The organism is [Zimmermannella] alba NBRC 15616 (genome assembly GCF_001570905.1).
Classification (GTDB): domain Bacteria; phylum Actinomycetota; class Actinomycetes; order Actinomycetales; family Microbacteriaceae; genus Pseudoclavibacter; species Pseudoclavibacter albus.
Genome location: NZ_BCSO01000006.1, coordinates 19673 through 38911, shown reverse-complemented (window position 1 = coordinate 38911; position 19239 = coordinate 19673). Strand labels below are relative to the sequence as shown.

General features: G+C 61.4%; 13 protein-coding genes and 2 tRNA genes. 2 read left to right on the top strand and 13 right to left on the bottom strand.

Going from position 1 to position 19239, the window contains the following annotated elements:
- Window positions 1-74 precede the first annotated feature (74 nt).
- From ZAL01S_RS05515 to ZAL01S_RS05475, 9 genes are all read right to left on the bottom strand, one after another.
- On the bottom strand, window positions 75-836 hold the full coding sequence (locus ZAL01S_RS05515; RefSeq protein WP_217995471.1) for a hypothetical protein: 762 nt from the start codon (window positions 834-836) through the stop codon (window positions 75-77).
- A 176-nt stretch (window positions 837-1012) separates the two neighbouring features.
- Complete coding sequence (clpX, locus tag ZAL01S_RS05510) at window positions 1013-2296, bottom strand: ATP-dependent Clp protease ATP-binding subunit ClpX (protein ID WP_066080921.1); 1284 nt, start codon at window positions 2294-2296, stop codon at window positions 1013-1015.
- A 126-nt stretch (window positions 2297-2422) separates the two neighbouring features.
- Window positions 2423-3100: an ATP-dependent Clp protease proteolytic subunit gene (locus tag ZAL01S_RS05505; RefSeq protein ID WP_066080918.1), complete on the bottom strand. Its 678-nt coding sequence runs from the start codon at window positions 3098-3100 to the stop codon at window positions 2423-2425.
- 24 nt (window positions 3101-3124) lie between these two features.
- Window positions 3125-3751 carry an ATP-dependent Clp protease proteolytic subunit gene (locus ZAL01S_RS05500; RefSeq protein ID WP_066080914.1) on the bottom strand — a complete coding sequence of 209 codons (627 nt, stop codon included), beginning with the start codon at window positions 3749-3751 and terminating at the stop codon, window positions 3125-3127.
- A gap of 100 nt (window positions 3752-3851) precedes the next feature.
- Window positions 3852-4322: a GNAT family N-acetyltransferase gene (locus tag ZAL01S_RS05495; RefSeq protein ID WP_066080912.1), complete on the bottom strand. Its 471-nt coding sequence runs from the start codon at window positions 4320-4322 to the stop codon at window positions 3852-3854.
- 144 nt (window positions 4323-4466) lie between these two features.
- Window positions 4467-5999 (bottom strand): trigger factor, encoded by a 1533-nt coding sequence (tig, locus tag ZAL01S_RS05490; protein WP_066080909.1) that lies wholly within the window; start codon window positions 5997-5999, stop codon window positions 4467-4469.
- A 180-nt stretch (window positions 6000-6179) separates the two neighbouring features.
- Window positions 6180-6250, bottom strand: a tRNA-Gly gene (locus ZAL01S_RS05485).
- Between the two features lie 64 nt (window positions 6251-6314).
- Window positions 6315-6848, bottom strand: a complete 534-nt coding sequence (locus ZAL01S_RS05480; RefSeq protein WP_066080906.1) for a hypothetical protein — start codon at window positions 6846-6848, stop codon at window positions 6315-6317.
- 45 nt (window positions 6849-6893) lie between these two features.
- A tRNA-Pro gene (locus ZAL01S_RS05475) sits at window positions 6894-6967 on the bottom strand.
- Between the two features lie 385 nt (window positions 6968-7352).
- On the opposite strand from ZAL01S_RS05475, the gene ZAL01S_RS05470 reads away from it, so the two are divergent.
- Window positions 7353-9383: an anaerobic ribonucleoside triphosphate reductase gene (locus tag ZAL01S_RS05470; protein WP_066080903.1), complete on the top strand. Its 2031-nt coding sequence runs from the start codon at window positions 7353-7355 to the stop codon at window positions 9381-9383.
- Window positions 9380-9910, top strand: coding sequence for an anaerobic ribonucleoside-triphosphate reductase activating protein (gene nrdG / locus ZAL01S_RS05465; protein WP_241179841.1), 531 nt, complete (start codon window positions 9380-9382; stop codon window positions 9908-9910). The genes ZAL01S_RS05470 and nrdG overlap by 4 nt, the downstream gene beginning before the upstream one ends.
- Here the strand turns inward: nrdG and ZAL01S_RS05460 are convergent.
- The 4 genes from ZAL01S_RS05460 to ZAL01S_RS05445 all read right to left on the bottom strand — a co-directional run bounded on the left by ZAL01S_RS05460 (window position 9907) and on the right by ZAL01S_RS05445 (window position 19204).
- Window positions 9907-10743, bottom strand: a complete 837-nt coding sequence (locus ZAL01S_RS05460) for a class C sortase (RefSeq protein WP_159421603.1) — start codon at window positions 10741-10743, stop codon at window positions 9907-9909. The genes nrdG and ZAL01S_RS05460 overlap by 4 nt on opposite strands.
- A gap of 81 nt (window positions 10744-10824) precedes the next feature.
- The gene (locus ZAL01S_RS10300) at window positions 10825-17106 is read right to left on the bottom strand and encodes a DUF5979 domain-containing protein (RefSeq protein ID WP_159421602.1); all 6282 of its coding nucleotides are present in this window, start codon (window positions 17104-17106) and stop codon (window positions 10825-10827) included.
- 5 nt (window positions 17107-17111) lie between these two features.
- Complete coding sequence (locus ZAL01S_RS05450) at window positions 17112-18347, bottom strand: SpaA isopeptide-forming pilin-related protein (protein WP_066080898.1); 1236 nt, start codon at window positions 18345-18347, stop codon at window positions 17112-17114.
- The gene (locus ZAL01S_RS05445) at window positions 18344-19204 is read right to left on the bottom strand and encodes a class C sortase (protein ID WP_066080895.1); all 861 of its coding nucleotides are present in this window, start codon (window positions 19202-19204) and stop codon (window positions 18344-18346) included. Before ZAL01S_RS05445 ends, ZAL01S_RS05450 begins: the two co-directional genes overlap by 4 nt.
- Window positions 19205-19239: the final 35 nt, after the last annotated feature.

The window sequence follows — 19239 nt, the reverse complement described above, 5'->3', positions numbered from 1 at the left end:
TGGATGCCACAATGCGAGCGGGCCACAGCGAGACAAGGCGGAGCCCTCGTGACACGGTGTGACGTGGCGGCGAGCTAATCGCCAGCGGCACCCTCGTCCGAGATTGGCTGCACTGGTTCGAGGCCAGTGACTGGCGGATTCGACCAACGAATGCCCGCCTGCGCAATACCGAGACCACTCGTCACAATGCCGGCTACAGCGGGAACAAGCACCATGAAGAGGCCGTTCCCACCGGCGGCAACACTCACGTCAGCGATGACTCCCGTGAACGACAGAGCGCCGCCCCACGAGGTCAGCCAGGCCCAGAGTGTAAAGAGCAGGCCGAGCGAGAACGTCGTGAGTGCGGAAAGCAAATACAGTGCGCGCTCCAGCACAGGTACGCTCCCCCGCTCGCGTGCGCCCGTAGAAATCGCCACGCACGCCAGCGAGGCCACGAGGAACATGACTCCGACGCCGTACACCATCCAGTTCAGGAATGGATCCTGCCCGCGCGTATCGAAGCTCTGACCGCTCATCATGTTCTGCAACCAACTGTTGGTGAGAAGTGTCATCTCGATTGCGGCAAAACTGGCGAGGTTTGCCCGAGCACGCTCAGAAGGACGGCGACGCTGCTCTTCCTCAGTGAGCCCTGACGCATCAAGGTCTTGCAGTTCAACACTGTCAATGAGACGGGTAACCCCCGTGAGTAAGGAAGTGACGAAGATGATCGCGATCCCCCAAGCTGAGCCCGGGACGAGCGTGGCCATCGGCGGCACCGAAAGCGCACCGTTCTTCAGCGCAGAGAGAGCCGTCTGCAGCATCCCAGCGAAGAAGAGCACCATGGCGACGCTGAACAATGCATCAAGGGCATGGCCTAGGTGCCACCACCACCGCTTCGTGGTGAGCTTGCGTGTCCACTCGGACAGGCGACGCCACAACCTCCTACCCATGGATCAATTCTCCCGCGAAACTCGTTGAGCCGCGTCCTCCATCGGAGGGAACGAGCATCACCGAGCAGGGTCAGCGCACCCGTTTAGGCGCTCCGTTTGGCTGAGGTGCGCTCTTCGCTGTGGCGCACGATCGTGGGTGCAGCGTTCTTCTGCACGACGTCGCGCGTAATGACAACCCGGTGGATGTCACTGTCGCTCGGCACCTCGAACATGATCGGACCGAGCACCTCTTCGAGGATGGCACGCAGGCCACGTGCGCCGGTCTCACGCGCGACGGCGAGATCGGCGATCTCTTCGAGCGCGCCCTCGTCGAACTCGAGCTCAACGCCATCCAGCTCGAAGGTCTTCTGGTACTGCTTCACGAGCGCGTTCTTCGGCTCGGTGAGGATGCGGATAAGTGCGTCGCGGTCGAGCGGAGACACCGTCGTGATGACCGGGAGACGACCAATGAACTCGGGAATGAGACCGAACTTGTGGAGGTCTTCCGGGAGCACTTCACCGTAAATGTCGGCGTTGTCGTCCTTCGTGTGGATGGGGGCACCAAAGCCGATGCCCTTCTTCCCCGCACGCGAGGAGATGATCTCGTCGAGGCCAGCAAAGGCACCCGCGACGATGAAGAGCACGTTTGTGGTGTCGAGCTGGACGAAGTCCTGCTGCGGGTGCTTGCGCCCACCCTGCGGCGGCACTGAAGCAACGGTGCCCTCGAGAATCTTGAGGAGGGCCTGCTGCACACCTTCACCCGACACGTCGCGCGTGATCGACGGGTTCTCTGCCTTGCGGGCGACCTTGTCGATCTCGTCGATGTAGATGATGCCCGTCTCGGCACGCTTCACGTCGAAGTCAGCCGCCTGAAGGAGTTTGAGGAGAATATTCTCGACGTCTTCGCCGACGTAGCCCGCCTCGGTGAGGGCGGTTGCATCGGCCACCGCGAAGGGCACGTTGAGGCGCTTCGCGAGCGACTGCGCGAGGTACGTCTTGCCGCACCCCGTGGGGCCGAGGAGCATGACATTCGACTTTGCAACTTCGACGTCGTCGTCAGAGTCGGCAGCGCGGGGCGAGTTCAGGGCACGAACGCGCTTGTAGTGGTTGTAGACCGCAACAGCGAGCGCCTTCTTGGCTGGCACCTGTCCGATGACATATTCCTCGAGGAAGTCGAAGATCTCGCGCGGCTTGGGAAGGTCGACCTCACCCGAGTGCTCGTCCTTCTGCTCGGCGGCCATGCGCTCTTCGATGATCTCGTTGCAGAGGCCGATGCACTCGTCGCAAATGTACACGGAAGGACCAGCGATGAGCTGCTTGACCTGCTTCTGGCTCTTGCCGCAGAACGAGCACTTGAGCAGATCGCTGCTCTCCCTCATGCCTGCCATGTGACTCCTCCCGTTGTGCCTGTCAGCATAACGGCGACCTCGGACATTCCCTGTACTACGACCCGATGCCCGGCAGATTCCTCCGCCGGGCATCGAGCATCTCTTGTCGGGGCGACCCCGCGGTGCCTACTCGACGATGACGGGCTGTGCACCCTTGCGGCTTGTGAGCACCTGGTCGACGAGACCGTAGTCCTTGGCTTCCTGGGCCGAGAGAATCTTGTCGCGCTCGATGTCTTCGTTCACCTTGGCGACATCCTGGCCGGAGTGGCGAGCAAGCGCCTCCTCAAGCCAAGTGCGCATGCGAAGCACTTCCTTCGCCTGGATTTCGATGTCCGAGGCCTGGCCGTGACCAGCATCACCGGTCGCCGGCTGGTGGATGAGGATGCGTGCGTTCGGCAGCGCGAGACGCTTGCCGGGCTGCCCTGCCGCGAGGAGCACGGCCGCTGCCGAAGCGGCCTGCCCGAGGCACACCGTCTGCACCTGCGGGCGGATGTACTGCATCGTGTCGTAGATCGCCGTCATGGCGGTGAAGGAGCCACCGGGCGAGTTGATGTACATCGTGATGTCGCGGTCCGGGTCCTGCGACTCGAGCACGAGCAGCTGGGCCATGACGTCGTCGGCGGATGCGTCATCCACCTGGACGCCCAGGAAAACGATGCGGTCTTCGAAGAGCTTCGCGTACGGGTCCTGGCGCTTGTAGCCGTAGGCCGTGCGCTCCTCGAAGGAGGGAAGGATGTATCGGCTGCCGGGCGCGCGCATGCCTTCAAACGCAGTGCCTGCCGCCGTGAAGTTGGGCGTGTGCATGGTTCTCGCTTTCTCGCTCGAGCGCTACTCGGGCTGGCCTGCAGTCTCGGAGGGGTTGTCGCTGATGCGCTGGTCGGTTCCGCCGCCGCCGACGACCTCGGAGGCGCTCGCGCGGATGTGGTCGACGAAACCGTACTCGAGGGCTTCCTGCGCGGTGAACCAGCGGTCGCGGTCGCCATCAGCGTTGATCTGCTCGACGGTCTTGCCAGTGCGCTCAGCGGTGATCTCGGCGAGGCGCTGCTTCATCGAGAGGATGAGCTGGGCCTGAGTCTGGATGTCGCTGGCCGTGCCACCGAAGCCACCGTGCGGCTGGTGCAGGAGAACGCGGGCGTTCGGCGTGATGTAGCGTTTGCCCGGAGCACCGGCGGTGAGGAGGAGCTGGCCCATCGAGGCGGCCATACCAATGCCGACCGTGACGATGTCGTTCGGCACGAACTGCATCGTGTCGTAGATCGCCATGCCTGCGGTGATCGAGCCACCGGGCGAGTTGATGTACAGGTAGATGTCGCGCTCAGGGTCTTCGGCGGCGAGCAGGAGGATCTTGGCGCAGATCTCGTTTGCGTTCTCGTCGCGGACCTCGGAGCCCAGCCAGATGATGCGGTCCTTGAGCAGCTTCTCAAAGACGCTATTGGGCAGTTGCAGTTCAGCCACGGTCGCTCCTTGTCTGTGGATGCTCTGACACTACCTGCCGCACGCCGGTGGGCGCGGGCCTGTTCGCCATAGGATTCCCTGCCCGGCAGTGGTAGCGGCATCAGTCGTCGATTGGTGCGTTCGGATCCATGTCGTAAGTGATCCAGTGCGTGCGCGTCGCGAGGCGGTCGTACTTGGAGCGCGCGCGGTAGTTGTCATCCTGCGTGATCCAGCGGATAAGGGTCCAGCCGTTCTCGAGGGCGATGTCACGGAGCGCATGGAAGATCGCATCCGCGACACCGCTCCCCCGGGCCTCCGGCGACACGTAGAGGTCGTCAAGGTAAATGCCGATCGTGGCCGTCACCGTTCTGCGATACGGCGTGTAGTTCGCGAACCCGAGGAGGCCGCCGTCCTCGCCCTCAGCGACCAGGCATCGCATCGAAGCGTTCTCGTCGAGGAACCACGAGAAGAGTCGATCTCGCGCAGCCTCATCTGGCGCAGCGTCCGAGAAGTCGCAGTAGCCCGCGTAGAGGCGCTCCCACTCAGTGCGGTCGCTCGCGGCGATGTGGCGGATGCTGGTGGCGTTCGTCATTGCGCGTTCCTTCCGTCGGTCCTTCGACGTTACGAGACAAGGCTCCATGTGGCTCTCAGGAGTCCGTGCTCGCCGGATGCACGTCCACAACCAGCGGTGGGCCCGCTGCAGTTGTGCAGCGGGCCCACCGTGTGCGTGGAATGACTACTCGGCGTCAGCGGCCTTCGCGTCGTCAGCCTTCGCGTCGTCAGCCTTGGCAACCGTCTCCTTGGCGGCCGGCTTGCGCGTCGTCTTCTTCGCGGCAGGCTTCTTCTCCTCAGCGGCAGCCTCAGTGTCGTCCGAAGCCTCAGCGTCCTTGGCTGCGGTCTTCTTCGCGGTCGTCTTCCTGGCGGCAGGCTTCTTAGCCGGCTTCTCGTCCTTGGCAGCCTCGTGGTCCGAATCCTCAGCGTCGTCCTGCTTCTTGATCGACGCGGTGAACTCCGAGATATCGACAGCCTTGTCAGCCTCGTCGACGATCTCAGCCTTGTCGAGGACGTGGAGGATGGCCTTCGAGCGGGCAACCTCGCCGACCATCGCCGGGAGCTGGTTCGTCTGCTGGAGGATGTCCACGAACTCCTGCGGAGCCATGCCGTACTGTGCGGCCGACTGGAGGAGGAACTGGGTGAGCTCGTCCTGCTCAACCTGGACGTTCTCAGCCTTGATGATCTCGTCGAGGAGGATCTGCTGGCGGAACGACTGCTCGGCGTTCTTGCGAACCTCAACGCCGTGCTCGTCGTCACCAGCCTTGCCCTCGTGCTCGAGGTGCTCGGCGACCTCGTCATCGATGAGGCCGGCCGGAATCGGGATCTCAACCTTATCGAGGAGCTGCTCGAGCGCGAGCTCGCGAGCCTGCTCAACCTGAGCGAAGGTCTTCTTGCGGAGTGCCTGCTTCTCGAGGTCCTCGCGGAGCTCAGCGATCGTGTCAAACTCCGACGCCATCTGGGCGAAGTCGTCGTCGGCCTCGGGAAGCTCGCGCTCCTTGACGGCACCGATCTTGACGGCGATCTCGGCCTCGGCGCCCTCGTGCTCACCACCGAGGAGGGTCGAGCGGAACGTCGTCTCTTCGTCAGCGGTGAGGGTGAGGATGGCGTCGTCGATGCCCTCGAGGAGCTGACCCGAGCCGAGCTCGTACGAGATGCCGTTTGCCTCGTCAACGACCTCGCCATCAACGGTGGCCTTGAGGTCGAGGGTCACGAAGTCGCCCTCAGCGATCGGGCGGTCAACCGTCTTGAGCGTGCCGAAACGGCCGCGGAGCTCGTCGAGCTCGGCGTCAACGTCAGCAGCCTCAACCTTGGCCTCGTCGACCTTGATCTTCATGCCGTCGTACTTCGGCAGCTCGATCGTCGGGCGGACGTCCGACTCGATGACGATGACGGCGTTGCCCTTCATGGTCTTGGCGTCGGGGCGCTCGGTGACGTCAGCGGTCGGGCGACCGAGCATCTGGAGCTCTTGTTCGCGGATGGCCTGCTGGTAGAAGGTGTCGATGCCCTCGCTGATGGCCTGCTCGATGACTGCCTCACGGCCGACACGCTGGTCGATGATCGGGGCCGGAATCTTGCCGCGGCGGAAGCCGGGAACCTGGATCTGGTTCGCGATCTCCTTGTAGGCAGCGTCCATGTAGGGCTTGAGCTCGGCGGGCTCCACGGTGATGGTGAGCTTGACGCGCGTCGGGCTGAGCTGTTCGACCGAAGTCTTCACGTGTTGGTTCTCCTGATTGCGGGATTGGGCCGCGCACCACGCAGGCTGCGCGTGCACAGTGCATCATGCCCAGCCGAACTGGGCAGAATCTAGGCAAGTCTACGCGCTCTGCCCGGCGGGTGGCACGCAACAACGAACCCCGGCATCCGCGAGCGCGGGTGCCGGGGTGGCTGCTCAGTGAGGGGATGACGGGAATCGAACCCGCGTGACCAGTTTGGAAGACTGGGGCTCTACCATTGAGCTACATCCCCATTGCTCGCGACGAGGCGAGCCAAGCAAGTGTACCCCGGAGGGTGCGCACTCGCCAGTTTCGGTCTAGCCCTTGAAGAAGCGCAGCACGAGGTAGCCCTCGAACGGCTCTCCCCTGTCGGCCTTGCTCATGCCAACGAAGAGGTTAACCCAGTAGGTGATGCCAAGGACGAACATGGCGATCGCCCAGACGATCATCGATCCCATCGCGATGACGAACGAGACGGGCGCATCGTCGAAGCGAATGTTCGACTGGCCGAGCACGACACCCGTGATGACCATCGTGATGATGCCAAGAGCCAGAGGGATGACGAAGGCCGCAATGCAGGTGAGCGCGAAGTTCGCGCCGCCACGACCGTGGGCCGCGGGAGCGCCACCGCGCGCAGCAAGCTTCGACTTCTGCATGATCGCGAAGATCGGCCACAGGATGAAGCCGAGGAACGGAATGAACGCGAAAAGGCTCACCATCCAGGCGGACTTGCCGTTCTCACCGGCAGGTGCACCATAACCGAGCTGCTGCGGTGCGTAGCCAGGCTGCTGGGCACCGCATGTGGGCCCCTGCCCGTCGTACATGGGCTGATACTGCGGAGGCTGGGTCATGTCGGTTCCTGATTCAGGTTGGACTGGGCTCGTGGTCTCCTACGGTCGGGACAACAGGATTTGAACCTGCGACCCCCCGCTCCCAAAGCGGGTGCTCTACCAAACTGAGCTATGTCCCGGTGCTGCATGCAGCGCCGTCTAGCTTAGCCGCTCGCGGCTGCAATTCCCGCCACGACCGAGCAAGGGACGGCCGGCCCCTCCCCGGCCCGTCACGAAACGTTCACCTCACATCCGCGCGACACGCTCGACACACCCTGCGAGATGAACGCCACTTCGGATGACAAAGCCCTACCGTATCTAGTGCATCGACCACGCTCCAACCACTAGATCTTGTGGTTGTCGCGGTCCCTGCATGGGGTTCCGCCACGCGATCACGTCGCGTCCGCCGGAATGGCCTGCACGCCAACGTCGCACCCGACCGCTTCCGGTCGCCTGCCGTCGACGCCAGACCGCACACCTTCCAAGTCGCCCGCGACTCCCGCGGGTCACGAGCCAGGAGAAGTCATGCCACACACGACGCTTGGAGACGACCTCACCCAGGTCTTCACCGACATCACCTACAGCGACCGCCTGAGCGACGCGCAACGAGAAAACGCGAACGTTGACGCCCACACCGCGATGGGGGCGATGCTGCGATTCGGCACGGAGTCTGCCAAGCACTTCAACCTCCAGCACGTTCTGGACCCGCGCCACGCGGCAGCGCACCGTCGCGGCGACATCCACATCCACGACCTTGACTTCCTCACGCTCACGATGACCTGCTGCCAGATCAGCCTGTCGAAGCTCTTCGAGGGCGGCTTCTCCACTGGCCACGGTGTTCTTCGCGAGCCGCAATCGATCGGCGCCTACGCCTCGCTCGCGTGCATCGCGATTCAGTCGAACCAGAACGACCAGCACGGTGGCCAGGCCGTGCCGAATTTCGACCGAGACATGGCCCCGGGCGTTGCGAAGACCTTCGCACGCGAATATCGGACGCGCTTGCAGGATGCGCTCGAGCTTCTGGCACCGGTTGCAGAAGCCGCTCCGCTCGCAGACCTCCCCCTCGCCGACCACATGTCCGCCAGCGATGAAGAGATCCTGCGCGAGCGGGAGCGCATCCTCGCGGCCTGCCCGAGCCTTGCCCGGCAAGCTCTCGCCAAGGCTCAGGAGCACGCACGTGAACGCGCCCTGGCCGCGACGACGCGCGCCTGCTACCAGGCGATGGAGGCACTCCTCCACAACCTCAACACGATGAACTCGCGGGCCGGCGCCCAGACGCCGTTCTCGTCCATCAACTACGGCACCGATACAAGCCCCGAGGGCCAGCTCGTCATCGAGCAGCTCCTGCTCGCCACGGAAGCGGGCCTTGGCCGAGGTGAGACCGCGATCTTCCCCATCCAGATCTTCCGTGTCCAAGAGGGCGTGAACTTCCGTGAGGGCGAACCGAACTACCACCTCTTCCAGCTCGCCTGCCGCGTGAGCGCAAAGCGACTCTTCCCGAACTTCTCGTTCCTCGATGCTCCCTTCAACAAGGAGTACTTCGTCCCTGGCCGCCCGGAGACCGAGGTTGCCTACATGGGCTGCCGCACGCGCGTCATGGCGAACGCGGCAGACCCAGAGCGAGCGATCACGCACGGCCGCGGCAACCTCTCCTTCACCTCGGTGAACCTCCCCCGCATCGCGCTCACGAGCAACGGCGACCTTGATGCATTCTTCGCCTGCCTCGACGAGCACATCGATCTCGTCATCGAGCAGCTCCTCGCCCGCCTCGCCCTCCAGTCCGCGAAGCGTGCCCGCAATTTCCCCTTCCTGATGGGACAGGGCGTGTGGATCGACTCCGACACGATCGGCCCGGATGACCGGATCGGCGAGCTGCTGCGCCACGGCACCCTCGCCCTCGGCTTCATCGGTCTCGCGGAAACGCTCACCGCGCTGGCCGGTGAGCACCACGGCGAGTCCCACGAGGCGCAAGAGCTCGGCGAGCGCATCGTGCGCCACATGCGTGCCCGCATGGATGAGACGAGCGCGGCTCATGGCCTCAACTTCTCGCTCATCGCCACCCCTGCGGAGGGCCTGTCGGGCCGATTCCTGCGCATGGACCGCGAGCGCTTCGGCGTCATCCCGGGCGTGACCGACAAGGACTACTACACCAACTCCTTCCATATCCCAGTCGGTTTCCCCATCACCGCCTACGAGAAGATCGCCCGTGAAGCACCCTTCCACGCGCTCACGAATGGCGGCCACATCTCGTACATCGAGCTGGATGGCGCTGCTGAGCGCAACCCGGAGGCGTTCGAGACCGTCGTCCGTCTCATGCACGACGCAGGCATCGGATACGGGGCCATCAACCACCCGGTCGACCGCGACCCGATGTGCGGCTTCACCGGCACGATCGGTGATGAATGCCCTCGCTGCGGTCGCCGTGAGATCGACGGGCAGCCCTTTGACCGGATTCGCCGCATCACCGGCTACCTCGTCGGTACGCTCGAACGCTTCAACGACGCGAAGCGTGCCGAAGAGCGCGACCGTGTCCGTCACTCCGTGTCTCGGTCATGAGCGAATTCCCTGGCCCTGATCTCCCCATCCGCATCGCGGGCATCGTCCACGATTCGATCGTGGACGGCCCGGGATTGCGCACCACCGTGTTCGTCCAGGGGTGCCCATTGAAGTGCGTGGGATGTCACAACCCCTCGACCTGGGATGCTGCGGGCGGTCGCTGCTCGTCAACGCACGCGCTCATGCGCGAGATCGCCGCAAACCCAGTGATTACGGGTCTGACACTCTCGGGTGGTGAGCCGAGTCGGCAGCCTGCGGCGTGTGCCCAGCTGGCGCGCTTTGCCCACGAGCGTGGCCTGAATGTGTGGTGCTATTCGGGGTTCCGCGTCGAGGCACTGCTTCGTGAGGCACAGCACTCCTCAGCCCTCGCTGAGCTCCTTCACGAAGTCGATGTGCTCGTCGACGGCCCGTTCCAGATTGCACGACGCTCTCTCGAGATCCCGTGGCGAGGCAGTACGAATCAGCGTCTCATTGATATGCCGGCGACGCTGAACGCGCACGAGGCGGTGCCTTTTGGCAGCGGTTAAGGCACAACCCTGTCGGGGACGCACGAAGCGTTGTCATCTTCCTCGTCGCGACGCCGCTTCCGGCGGCTCGCAAGGAGGTATACGATGATCGCGAGAATGAGCAAGAGGTCGAGGATCATCCACCAGCTCAGCACAGGATGCCAGGCGCCGTCGAGCACGAGCGGCTCCTGCAAAGGCGCACGCTCCGCTTCAATGAGGAGTCGGTCTGTGTTGATCCCGTACGGCGTACACGTGATGAGAATCAGCTTGTCCTTGTCGGCCTCGTAGGTGATGGCTGACACATCCTGCGGCCCAACGACCTGCCGCCCCGTGACGCGGTAGCGGAGCTTCTCCCCCATCACGTCGATGTAGATGTCGCTGCCGTTCCCGAGCGCCACAATCTGGTCGAACATGGAGGCACTCATCATGCCCGTGTGAGCCGAGATCACCGATGTTCGTGCCTGCCCACCGACCGGGAGGTCACTGCCAAACATGTGCCCAACACCGTGGTAGAGCACCTCGGGATTGGTCGTGTGGTAAATGGGAAGGTCGAGTTCGATGTCTGGGATCCGCACACGGGCCATGACGCCATTCGTTTCCGGCGCGTCTAGCGTGCCCATGTAGTCGTCAAATCCAGGTGACTGGTCGTTGGGCGGCATCGCATGATGGCCAGTCGCCGCCAAACGCTCATTGTACGCCTGAGCTTCGGCCAGGTACTCCCGGATTCGATTTGAGGGCTCGATGTGTTCTACGGATTCACTGTACTGCTCCGCAATCGCGTTGAGCTGGTAGTCATTGATGAGGGTCAGCACAATAGGCGTCAGCAGGATGAGGATGCCGAGCGCGACCCACAAGGTGCCTGACTGGCGCCGTTCACCTCGGCTTCTTCCCCGCCCCCTCCGTGCCCACGGCATCACCTGACGTTGCCAGGGCACTTAGCCGTGCACCAGCTCATTAATCGGCGCGACTTCACGCGACTCATCGCGGCTGGACCGACGTTTCCGCCAGAGCCCATAGGCGACGACCGCAAGGCCGAACAGCAGGATGAGCACAAGCGTCTGCATGCCGGTCATGGGCAGGAAACCCACGATGGGACGCACAGCGCTGAAGGAATCTTGATCGCTGACCGTACCACTTGCTGTGGCCGCGGTGACCGTCACCGGCCCACCGTCGATCTCGAGGTATTGCGGAACCGGTTCTGCAATCGATGCCGTGAACGTGCAGCTCAGCGTGGCATCGGGGGCAATGGTTCCGGCGGCATCGAATCCACAGAAGCCTGGGTCAATCGTGCCATCGGACGGAACCGTGTAGCTCTGGTTCCCACGTGTCAAGGTCCGACCAGCAAGGCTCGGGTCGCTGAGCGTCAGCTTTGAGGCCCCCACGCCACCGTTATTCCGGATCGCATAGGTCACCTCGAAGCTCGTCGCGTTTTGATCCAGCACCGCGTTATCGGGCGGGACCAGGGTGGTAGGACCTGCGATGGTCTTCTCAATATCGATCGCGGGGAACGTGTTGAGAAGGTCCATCGCCCAGCGAGACCCAGATGTGCCTGGGTCGGCTGGATCTGTCACTGGCCGCACCTCAAACGTGACGGAGTGTTCCCCTGCCTGGCCAGTCAGAGCCGACGGGGCGTTCTCGAGGTCACGTGCAGCATCGAACTTGATGTGCTCACCGTGTGACGTCACGCTCAACTGTGCTTCCGATCCAGCAACGCCATCATCTGTCTCGGTCAAGGTACAGCGATTGGTGACCGGCACCCGAGGCAGGGTGAAAGATTCACCGGGTCGAACGGTGACACTACCTCCGTGAAGGCACGATGATTCGAAACGGAACTCCCCGCTCCTGCCAATGTCGCCGGCGACATTCTTGGTCAGAGTGATGTCCGCATATGCCTGAGGATGGACCGCCTCAGCCGCAACCGTCAGAGCAGCTGTCCGGCCAGCTCCAACGTTCGCGTTTGCGGGGACCGAAAACGCAAAGGTGTAGTCCTTCATTGCGTCAGTAACCGAGGAAGAATATGGAAGATTCTCGGCGGGAGCCAATCGTGGGTTGCTCGCTTCGGCCCCGTTCGGCGGGTAGGCGGTTCCTTCGCCCGTCCACAGCCCAAAACTCACGAACGGCGTCCTACTACCACGCAGCATCTCGAGGTCGCTCCGCGGGGCCAGTGCTGAACTGTCTGCTACAGACAATGAGCAGTCTGCACCCGCAGGAAGCGAGACGAGGGTACCTCGTTGCGGCGCAGAGGCCTGCGCAACAGATGAGTCAACGATCGCAGATGTCAAGGGAACGGTCGTTTCGGCGGTTGTCGCACTTGGATCAGTACAGGTGACGCGAAGCGTGTAGCCGCGTGCATCAGCGTCCGCCCAAAAGCCAGCATGCAGCATCGACAGTTGCACCGGAACCATACGTCGCGTGTACTCATTGATGAACGTGAGGTTGTTCGTACCGTGTCCGTACCCATCAGCAATACGTGCCCTCATTGTTGTTCCGTCGTGCTGGTTGCCCGCCACGTCGAGCCACTTCGCCGTGTGCTGAAGCTCCGGTGGAGTTCCCGTCGGGTCAAGCTCTGTACCTTCGCAAAGTGCGCCCGCAGGAACTTGCACACTCGGAGAGGTGTACGTGCGGACGAAGCGTTCAGTTTCGCCCGAGGCAGGGGTTCCCGTCGTGACGGGAGCATCGGTAAAACTGCGGTACGACAGCGGGTTTGGAATAGACGGATCGTTGATACCCGCCCAGTCACCGTATCCAACGCCCGAGCACCGGAAGGTGAATGAGAAGGTTGGCTGCGTCTGGTCCAGGAGATTCAAACCAGCTTGAGTTGCAATAACCTGCTTCGAGCGCACCACGTCCTGCATCACAAACTCGTAGTTGTTGACGACATCAATCTGATGCGTTGCGCTGTCATTGCTCGGCACGAGCCAGTACGGAGAATCCGTGATGCCGTCGCCAAGGTTCGTGTCGACATGTTCCGTGGCCGCGTTGTCGTCAACAATCCACTCCACCTTGGACGTTGTGAAGTGAGATTCAAGTGCACGTCCGCTTGTGGAATCAGCGAGGTCAAGCTGCGTGAACCCGTCGCCACTGATGTGGCAGTTCAAACCGGAGGGGACTCCGGTGAAGCTATAGCTCCCTTCACCCTTGATCGCTCCGGTGAGAGGCGATCCAAGCGGCGCATTCGCGGCCTCGGGGTCGCGGCAGTCAAGAGTGAATGTGTGATCGTGCAGGTACTCGTTGAGTGCAGCCCCGTACAGACTGCGGATCGAGGAATCCACGTTGTGCGGGAAGCGCGCGATCTTGTTCAGTTCGACGTTGATGAGGTCGCGGCTATAGGTGTTCGTCAACGTCATCGTGTTGCTTGCACCCACGGTAAAGGCAACCGCTTGCGACGGCGTAGCAGGGTCTGCGTCCGGTGATCCGTTGTAGCTCGCTTCCGTAGTGAGCTTCACGCCGGCAGCAGTAGTTGAGGCAAGTTCCGCCGCGGTACAGCTCGACCCGACCGCTTCATCACCCAAGGAGGCAAGCTCACCAGCGAGTGAGGTCTCGCTCGCTGAGAGCGTGATTTCACTGGCACTCACTTCGCCAGTTGGTCGAACACACGTCAGGGTGAGCGTGAAGGAACGGTCACGCTTGGTCTGCTTTCTCGTCTCCGAGATCCACTGCTGGGTTGCCGCATCGAAAGCCACAACCTTCTCTGCTGAGACGGGGGCAAACTCATATCGATAATCGTGCGACAGCGTGAGCACTGACGAGTCACCGACCGTGAAGCTCACGTCGATCGTTTGAGGCGCGCCGTTTGTCTCAGGCAAGGAAACATCGATGCCCGGGTGAGAACCATCTGCAGGCAACGATGCTGATGAGGTGCGGTCGATCGGGAAGGTGACCCCATTTATGGTGCGCACACCTGCATCCCGCGCGGTCTCAACGAGTCGGCAAGCGGTGCCAGATGGTGTGGAGGCAGCAGAGATGGTCGTCCGCGGTGTCGTTGGGGTGAGCGTGATGGCCTGGGTGAATCCGTTCTCACACGTGAGCTGATAGTTCGCCCCTGTTGCCGGGGCAAGCTTGCTGTTGCCAAGGAATTGCTGATCGAGTGTGAGACCGGCTCCGGCCGCCGCAAATGTGTTCGTGACTGTGACTGAATTTGAGGCAGCGTCGACCACCTCGACGACAGAGCGGTCCGAAACGAGCGAGACACCCGGCGGGAGTTTCGCTGGGGTGCGTTCGGTGATTTCACAATCATTGCCGAAGGGGACACGCAACTCACCGTTGTCGCCGTCATTGAGAAGCTGAAGCGAAGCAGCGTCACCTTCAGTAGCTCGAAGTGCAAGGCTCGTACCTTCTCGGGCGGTTACAGTTCCTGCAATAGGGACACCCACATAACTGCCGTCAGCGTTCTGTACGGTTCGGACACCACACGTGAAGCTGAAATCGTAGGTGGTGGGCAACGTACCCACGATACCGCCGCGGTCAACGAGCTTTGTCAATGACACCGTTCCCAATCGCTGGTCGTAGCGGTTGGTGATCTTGATGAGGTTCGAATTGTCGTTCGATGCTTCGTGCATCGTGTGTACGGGAGTCGATTGCGCTGCGGCGTTGTCGAGCTTCGTTGTCGCGTCGTTGGGGTCAGCGCTTTCGACTGTTGTAACCGGCTTGCCAGAACTATCGCGTTCAACAAACTGCACATTCGTCCCCTTCGGGGCCGACGCAGTGGTTTCCCAGACTGAACAGCTGGCTCCCAACGGGACACTCGGCACGACGCCGGGCTGAGTTGGGTCCAACCCGATGTGAACGGTGCCTTCCTTCACCCGATCAATTCCATAGGTGCAACGGTAGTTCACCGTAAACGGAGTGGCAGCCAAACCGATCTCTCGTCGGGCACCTTCGGCACCCGTACCAGTGAGCGTTTTCTGAACTCTCAGTTCTTCTGTCTTATACCGGTACGGATGCACCAAATGCACGCTCATGCGGGAAGCATTCGGAGAAGTGATGAGATTCGAGTTTTCGCCAGACGGTTCCTTGTAGTCCTTGAGTCGAAAATGGTATGTATTTGGATCCGACTCGGCTGCTTGATCAGCAGAAGCATCGGCCGCGTCTCCACTCGTGGTCATCGTTCGTGGCAGCGATTCGACTCGGGCCGACTCCTTGTCGGTGAGGTTCGACGTTGCTCGAACCCAGCAATCGCGCGCCACGGGAACATCAGTGAGGGTGGGGCCTGTACCGCTGGCAGTGCCATCTGCGGCATAGGTGACGGTCATTGAAAATGTACCGGAACGGTCCGTGTCCTTACAGCCCCATGCGAAGTTGTAGGTCCTAGTGGTGTTGGCGAGTTCTCGGACGGGCTCACCCGTAATCGTCTTCGAGAAGTCGACCGTGCCACCGCGGTAGTCAAAGCGGTTCGTTGCGGACACCTTCGTCTGGGCGCCAAGCGTCACACTCGAATTCGGCAGAGTGTTACTGCCGTCGAAGCTGTCGTACGTGCCTGTACCCGTCGCATTATCGCCCCAGGTAAGGGTGAGTGTCTTTCCAGGTAGCGCTGGTTGTGTCGTCGTCAAACCAGGGTTATTCGGATCGGCCGTTGGCGGAAACGACTCGGAAAACGTGCAGCTTGCACCTTGCGGAAGAGACACCATTCGTTCGGTTGCGTTGCGCTCGATGGGGATACTACCGCTGAGTGGCAAGCTTGGATAAGCCTTGCTGTAGCCAGCGAGCGTGCAACTGTAGTTGAGGACATAGCTGCGGTTTTGCACTTCGGGAAACCCAGAGGCGGTACCGGATACAAGCTTGGTCACGTCCAACGTAGAGGCCTCGTAATTCGATACCCAGTTCACCCGACACGAGATCGGAAGATTGTCCGGGTTCGTCACTTCAACGGTACTGGTACCCTTTGCCGTGTCATTCCGCGTCAGAAATGTTACCGCGCTTCCACTGATATCAGATACCGCTTTGAACGTGGATGTTGGGTTAGCTGGTGGCAAATCCACCACCTTTTGATCCTTCTGCCCCACAGACACGGAACAAGTCCATTTCGGCTTGTAGCGAAGGAACACCAGCGAGCGATTACCTCCCGGCACGTTGTCACCAGTTGATTGATAGTAGAGTGTGCCTGCTCCGGTTGGGGATCCATCGGCCGCCACACCCGGAACTCGAAAATACCCCACCGTACTGCCATCCTGGGGCCCGATAGACTTATCTGCGCCAGAGCGCGGAACGTAGACAAAAGGCGAAGACTCCGTCGATACGGTATTCCATACCTTGAGGTCGAACCCGGTTTCTGCACCATAGACAAGCTGCTCATAAGCGGAAGGCCCAGAAGTGCCACCGTTCAGCGCGAGGGTATCGCCCTTCAGCTCGCCACCGGCACGGCCGAGCGTCAGCGAAAGCGCAAACGCCTGCTCGGCGTCTGTCCACGTCGTGACCGTGAACTGCTTGGGATTGTTCAATGTTGCGACGAAAGAACCGGGATTTGTTCGATCGTTTTCACAGACGAAGTCGCGGTCCAAAGCTGGGCGCGGCTCCAGCACACTTCGGCCCGTTACCTCACTTCCCGCAGCCGCCCGGATGCTACAAGCCTGGCCATTCTCGGGAGGAGTCAAGTACTTGATGGGAAGGGAAGCATAGCTTGAATCACCGTTATCGATACTAATACCTTCACCAATCGAGGTCTCTTCCGCGTCAATAACGTTAAAGGCATAGTTGTTGACGGGTTCGCCGGTTTGAGTATCGGTTATAGAGATATTACTAATCTGAAACCGAACAAAACTATCGTCAGCAACCGTCCAAGGGCTCCCCTTCTGGTGCACAATCGGGCGCCCAGAACCGCCAGGAAACATGGCACCGTCATTGTTGACATTACCAAAGGCGGCGCGCGTGCTGTATGTTGCGCGAGATTCCAGGTAGACCGGGTCACCGGTCGCCCGCGCGCGGATCGTATTCCACGTGAACTTCAGCGTATAAGCACCGACCCGCTTCGTTACCGGCTGGGAACCCGTAATATTCGGGTCAATACCCGTCAAATCAAGAAAACAAAGTTGCCGAGAAACATTGTAAGACACCGAATTCGTCGATGAGGTGCGAAATTCACAATCCCCCATATCGCTGATTGACGCTGCCGCAGCCTTGCGCGCAGGCGGCAAGAGTACGGTCGCACCGGCAGCAATGATCACGATGGAGAGCACCAGGACAAGGATTTTCCGCAGAGGCATCAAATATTCGTTCCCCATCTTCGTCACTTCCTCTCACTCCCGCTCATTCCATGCACTAGCTCTTGTTCCTCATCTTCGTCGCTGCGCCTCCGAGTGAACATGAAAAACAACAGCACGCAGAGGGTTGCTGCCGTTAACAACGCTCCTCCCGCAAACAGCCCACCGCTCGCGACCAAGATGTCTGGCAATCGCGTCGGTTCTGAACCCGGCCGCATAGACGGGTCAACGACTTCGTCTGTGGCATTGGGAACAATAACGTCGACGAACTGAGGGTTCGACAAGATGCCCTGCGATAGGAGCTTGTCTTGTGTCGTTGGTACCGCCCATCCGTCCACGAACAGCGCGGACATGAATGTGAGTCGCTCGCAGATCAGCGTTGCGGAGTCACCACTGCTGCTGTTGCCGGGCGTGCCCGCGTGACAGCTCGGTGTTCCCGTTCGACCATCCAGGCGTACGTTCACATGAGTATCGGGAGCGTGCAGACGAATCGGTGCCAGCATCGACAGCCCGTGGGGCGTCAGCGTCACCATCATCTGCCGAAACTCGCTGTTCCACGTGGCCGTGTAGTCACGACCTTCCTGCAGCTCAACGTCGCCAAGGGCAGAGGAGATCCACACCCGTCCCACCATCGGGTCGAGAAAGAGTGGATCAGTTTCGACCACCACCACGTAGCGGTGCAGCTTTCCGTCACGGTCGGGTGCAGGAACCGTCCCCTGCGCGGTGACCGAGAACACGTCACCTTCCACGACGGGATTCTTCGACACAGCCAGTGTGATGGAGACGGCCTGGTTCTTCGCCCAGACCACGATGTCACGCTTCCCCTCATAGCCGATCGAAATCAGGAAGGGCTCGATCACGCTGTAGGCGACGTCGCCTGACCGGCTCGGCAATTCCTTGACGAGATACACGCCGTCCGCCAAACCGGACGCCGTAGCAATGCCCTGTGCATCAGTCGTCATCGCGATCGGTGCCGCGAGCAGGTATTCATCCCCGTCGGCGAGAACCCGTGGGTCACGAGTGGAGAGCTCGTTGAGGCTGGCTTGGTCGGTGACGGATATGCCCTGCAACTGTTGCAGCTGAAACTGGATTCCTTCGATGGGAGTCCCCGGGGTGTCTCCTTCTCCTTCGGTTTTGTGCAACGTGAAGGTTCCAAGGTCAGCAGCTGAGCTCGCGGCTGGGGCGCAGACGACAGCGAACGACATCACGATTACCCCCAGGAGCACCATGAGCCGGATGCGCACGAAAAGTGTGTGCGTCATGCGCCCGCTGTCCTTTCGTTCTGAGTCTGAGTCTTCCGCTGGTGACGCTTCCTCGCGCGCATGAGCAAGACGATGAGGGCGATGAAAGCCATGATGATCGCGAAGACCATCCACGGCTGCCACGGGCTGAAGTAGCTCTGCGTCAGCGCGTCTGCGGGAAGCTCGGTGCGTTCACCACGGATGAGCAGACGGTGCGTATTGATGCCGTAGGGCGTGCAGGTCACCAAGGTGATGCGATCGTGACCAGCTTCAGGCATGACATCCTCAAGCTGGTTGGGCAGGACAGTTTTGATCTGATCGACGCGGTACGCAAGCGTTTCGCCCGCGACCTCAACGATCATGATGTCACCGTCCTTCACGTGCGAGATGTTGTCGAACATGGTGACCGTGGCAAGACCGGTGTGCCCTGCCAGGACGCTGTGGGTGCTCTCGCCACCCACGGGCAACGCAGTGCCGTAGACATGGCCAACGCCCATGGCGAGCGTTGATTGATTCGTTCCGTGATAGACGGGAGCGTCAATGCCCACCGACGGAATCCGCACGCGGGCCATCATGGCATCCGATGCGAGTAAGTGCTCGTATCGCTGGTATTCAGCGGAGTGCCGGTCAGGAACGCCTCCCCACGGGTCTGTGACGGGGTGTTCGCCGAGATCCTGGTTGTACTGCCGTGCTTCGTCGAGCAGTGCGGATCGATCCTGTTCGCTCAGATTCAAGGCATGCTGCGAATACCGTTCGGCAATTCGCTGCTGTTCAACGTTGTTGATATGTGTCAGCACCACGGGGGTCAGCAGGACGAGGATCCCGAGCGCGAGGTAGACCGTTGAGCGGTAGCGGTGTCGCCGCCGAGTTGTGGCCACGATGCTCCCCTCGTCCTGCTGATGCCCCGATCGTG

Excerpts from the sequence above, each read along its gene's own strand:
- clpX (WP_066080921.1), bottom strand. The coding sequence starts at position 2,296 with ATGGCAGGCATGAGGGAGAGCAGCGATCTGCTCAAGTGCTCGTTCTGC.
- ZAL01S_RS05505 (WP_066080918.1), bottom strand. The coding sequence starts at position 3,100 with ATGCACACGCCCAACTTCACGGCGGCAGGCACTGCGTTTGAAGGCATG.
- ZAL01S_RS05495 (WP_066080912.1), bottom strand. The coding sequence starts at position 4,322 with ATGACGAACGCCACCAGCATCCGCCACATCGCCGCGAGCGACCGCACT.
- ZAL01S_RS05480 (WP_066080906.1), bottom strand. The coding sequence starts at position 6,848 with ATGACCCAGCCTCCGCAGTATCAGCCCATGTACGACGGGCAGGGGCCC.
- ZAL01S_RS05470 (WP_066080903.1), top strand. The coding sequence starts at position 7,353 with ATGCCACACACGACGCTTGGAGACGACCTCACCCAGGTCTTCACCGAC.
- nrdG (WP_241179841.1), top strand. The coding sequence starts at position 9,380 with ATGAGCGAATTCCCTGGCCCTGATCTCCCCATCCGCATCGCGGGCATC.
- ZAL01S_RS10300 (WP_159421602.1), bottom strand. The coding sequence starts at position 17,106 with ATGGGGAACGAATATTTGATGCCTCTGCGGAAAATCCTTGTCCTGGTG.
- ZAL01S_RS05450 (WP_066080898.1), bottom strand. The coding sequence starts at position 18,347 with ATGACGCACACACTTTTCGTGCGCATCCGGCTCATGGTGCTCCTGGGG.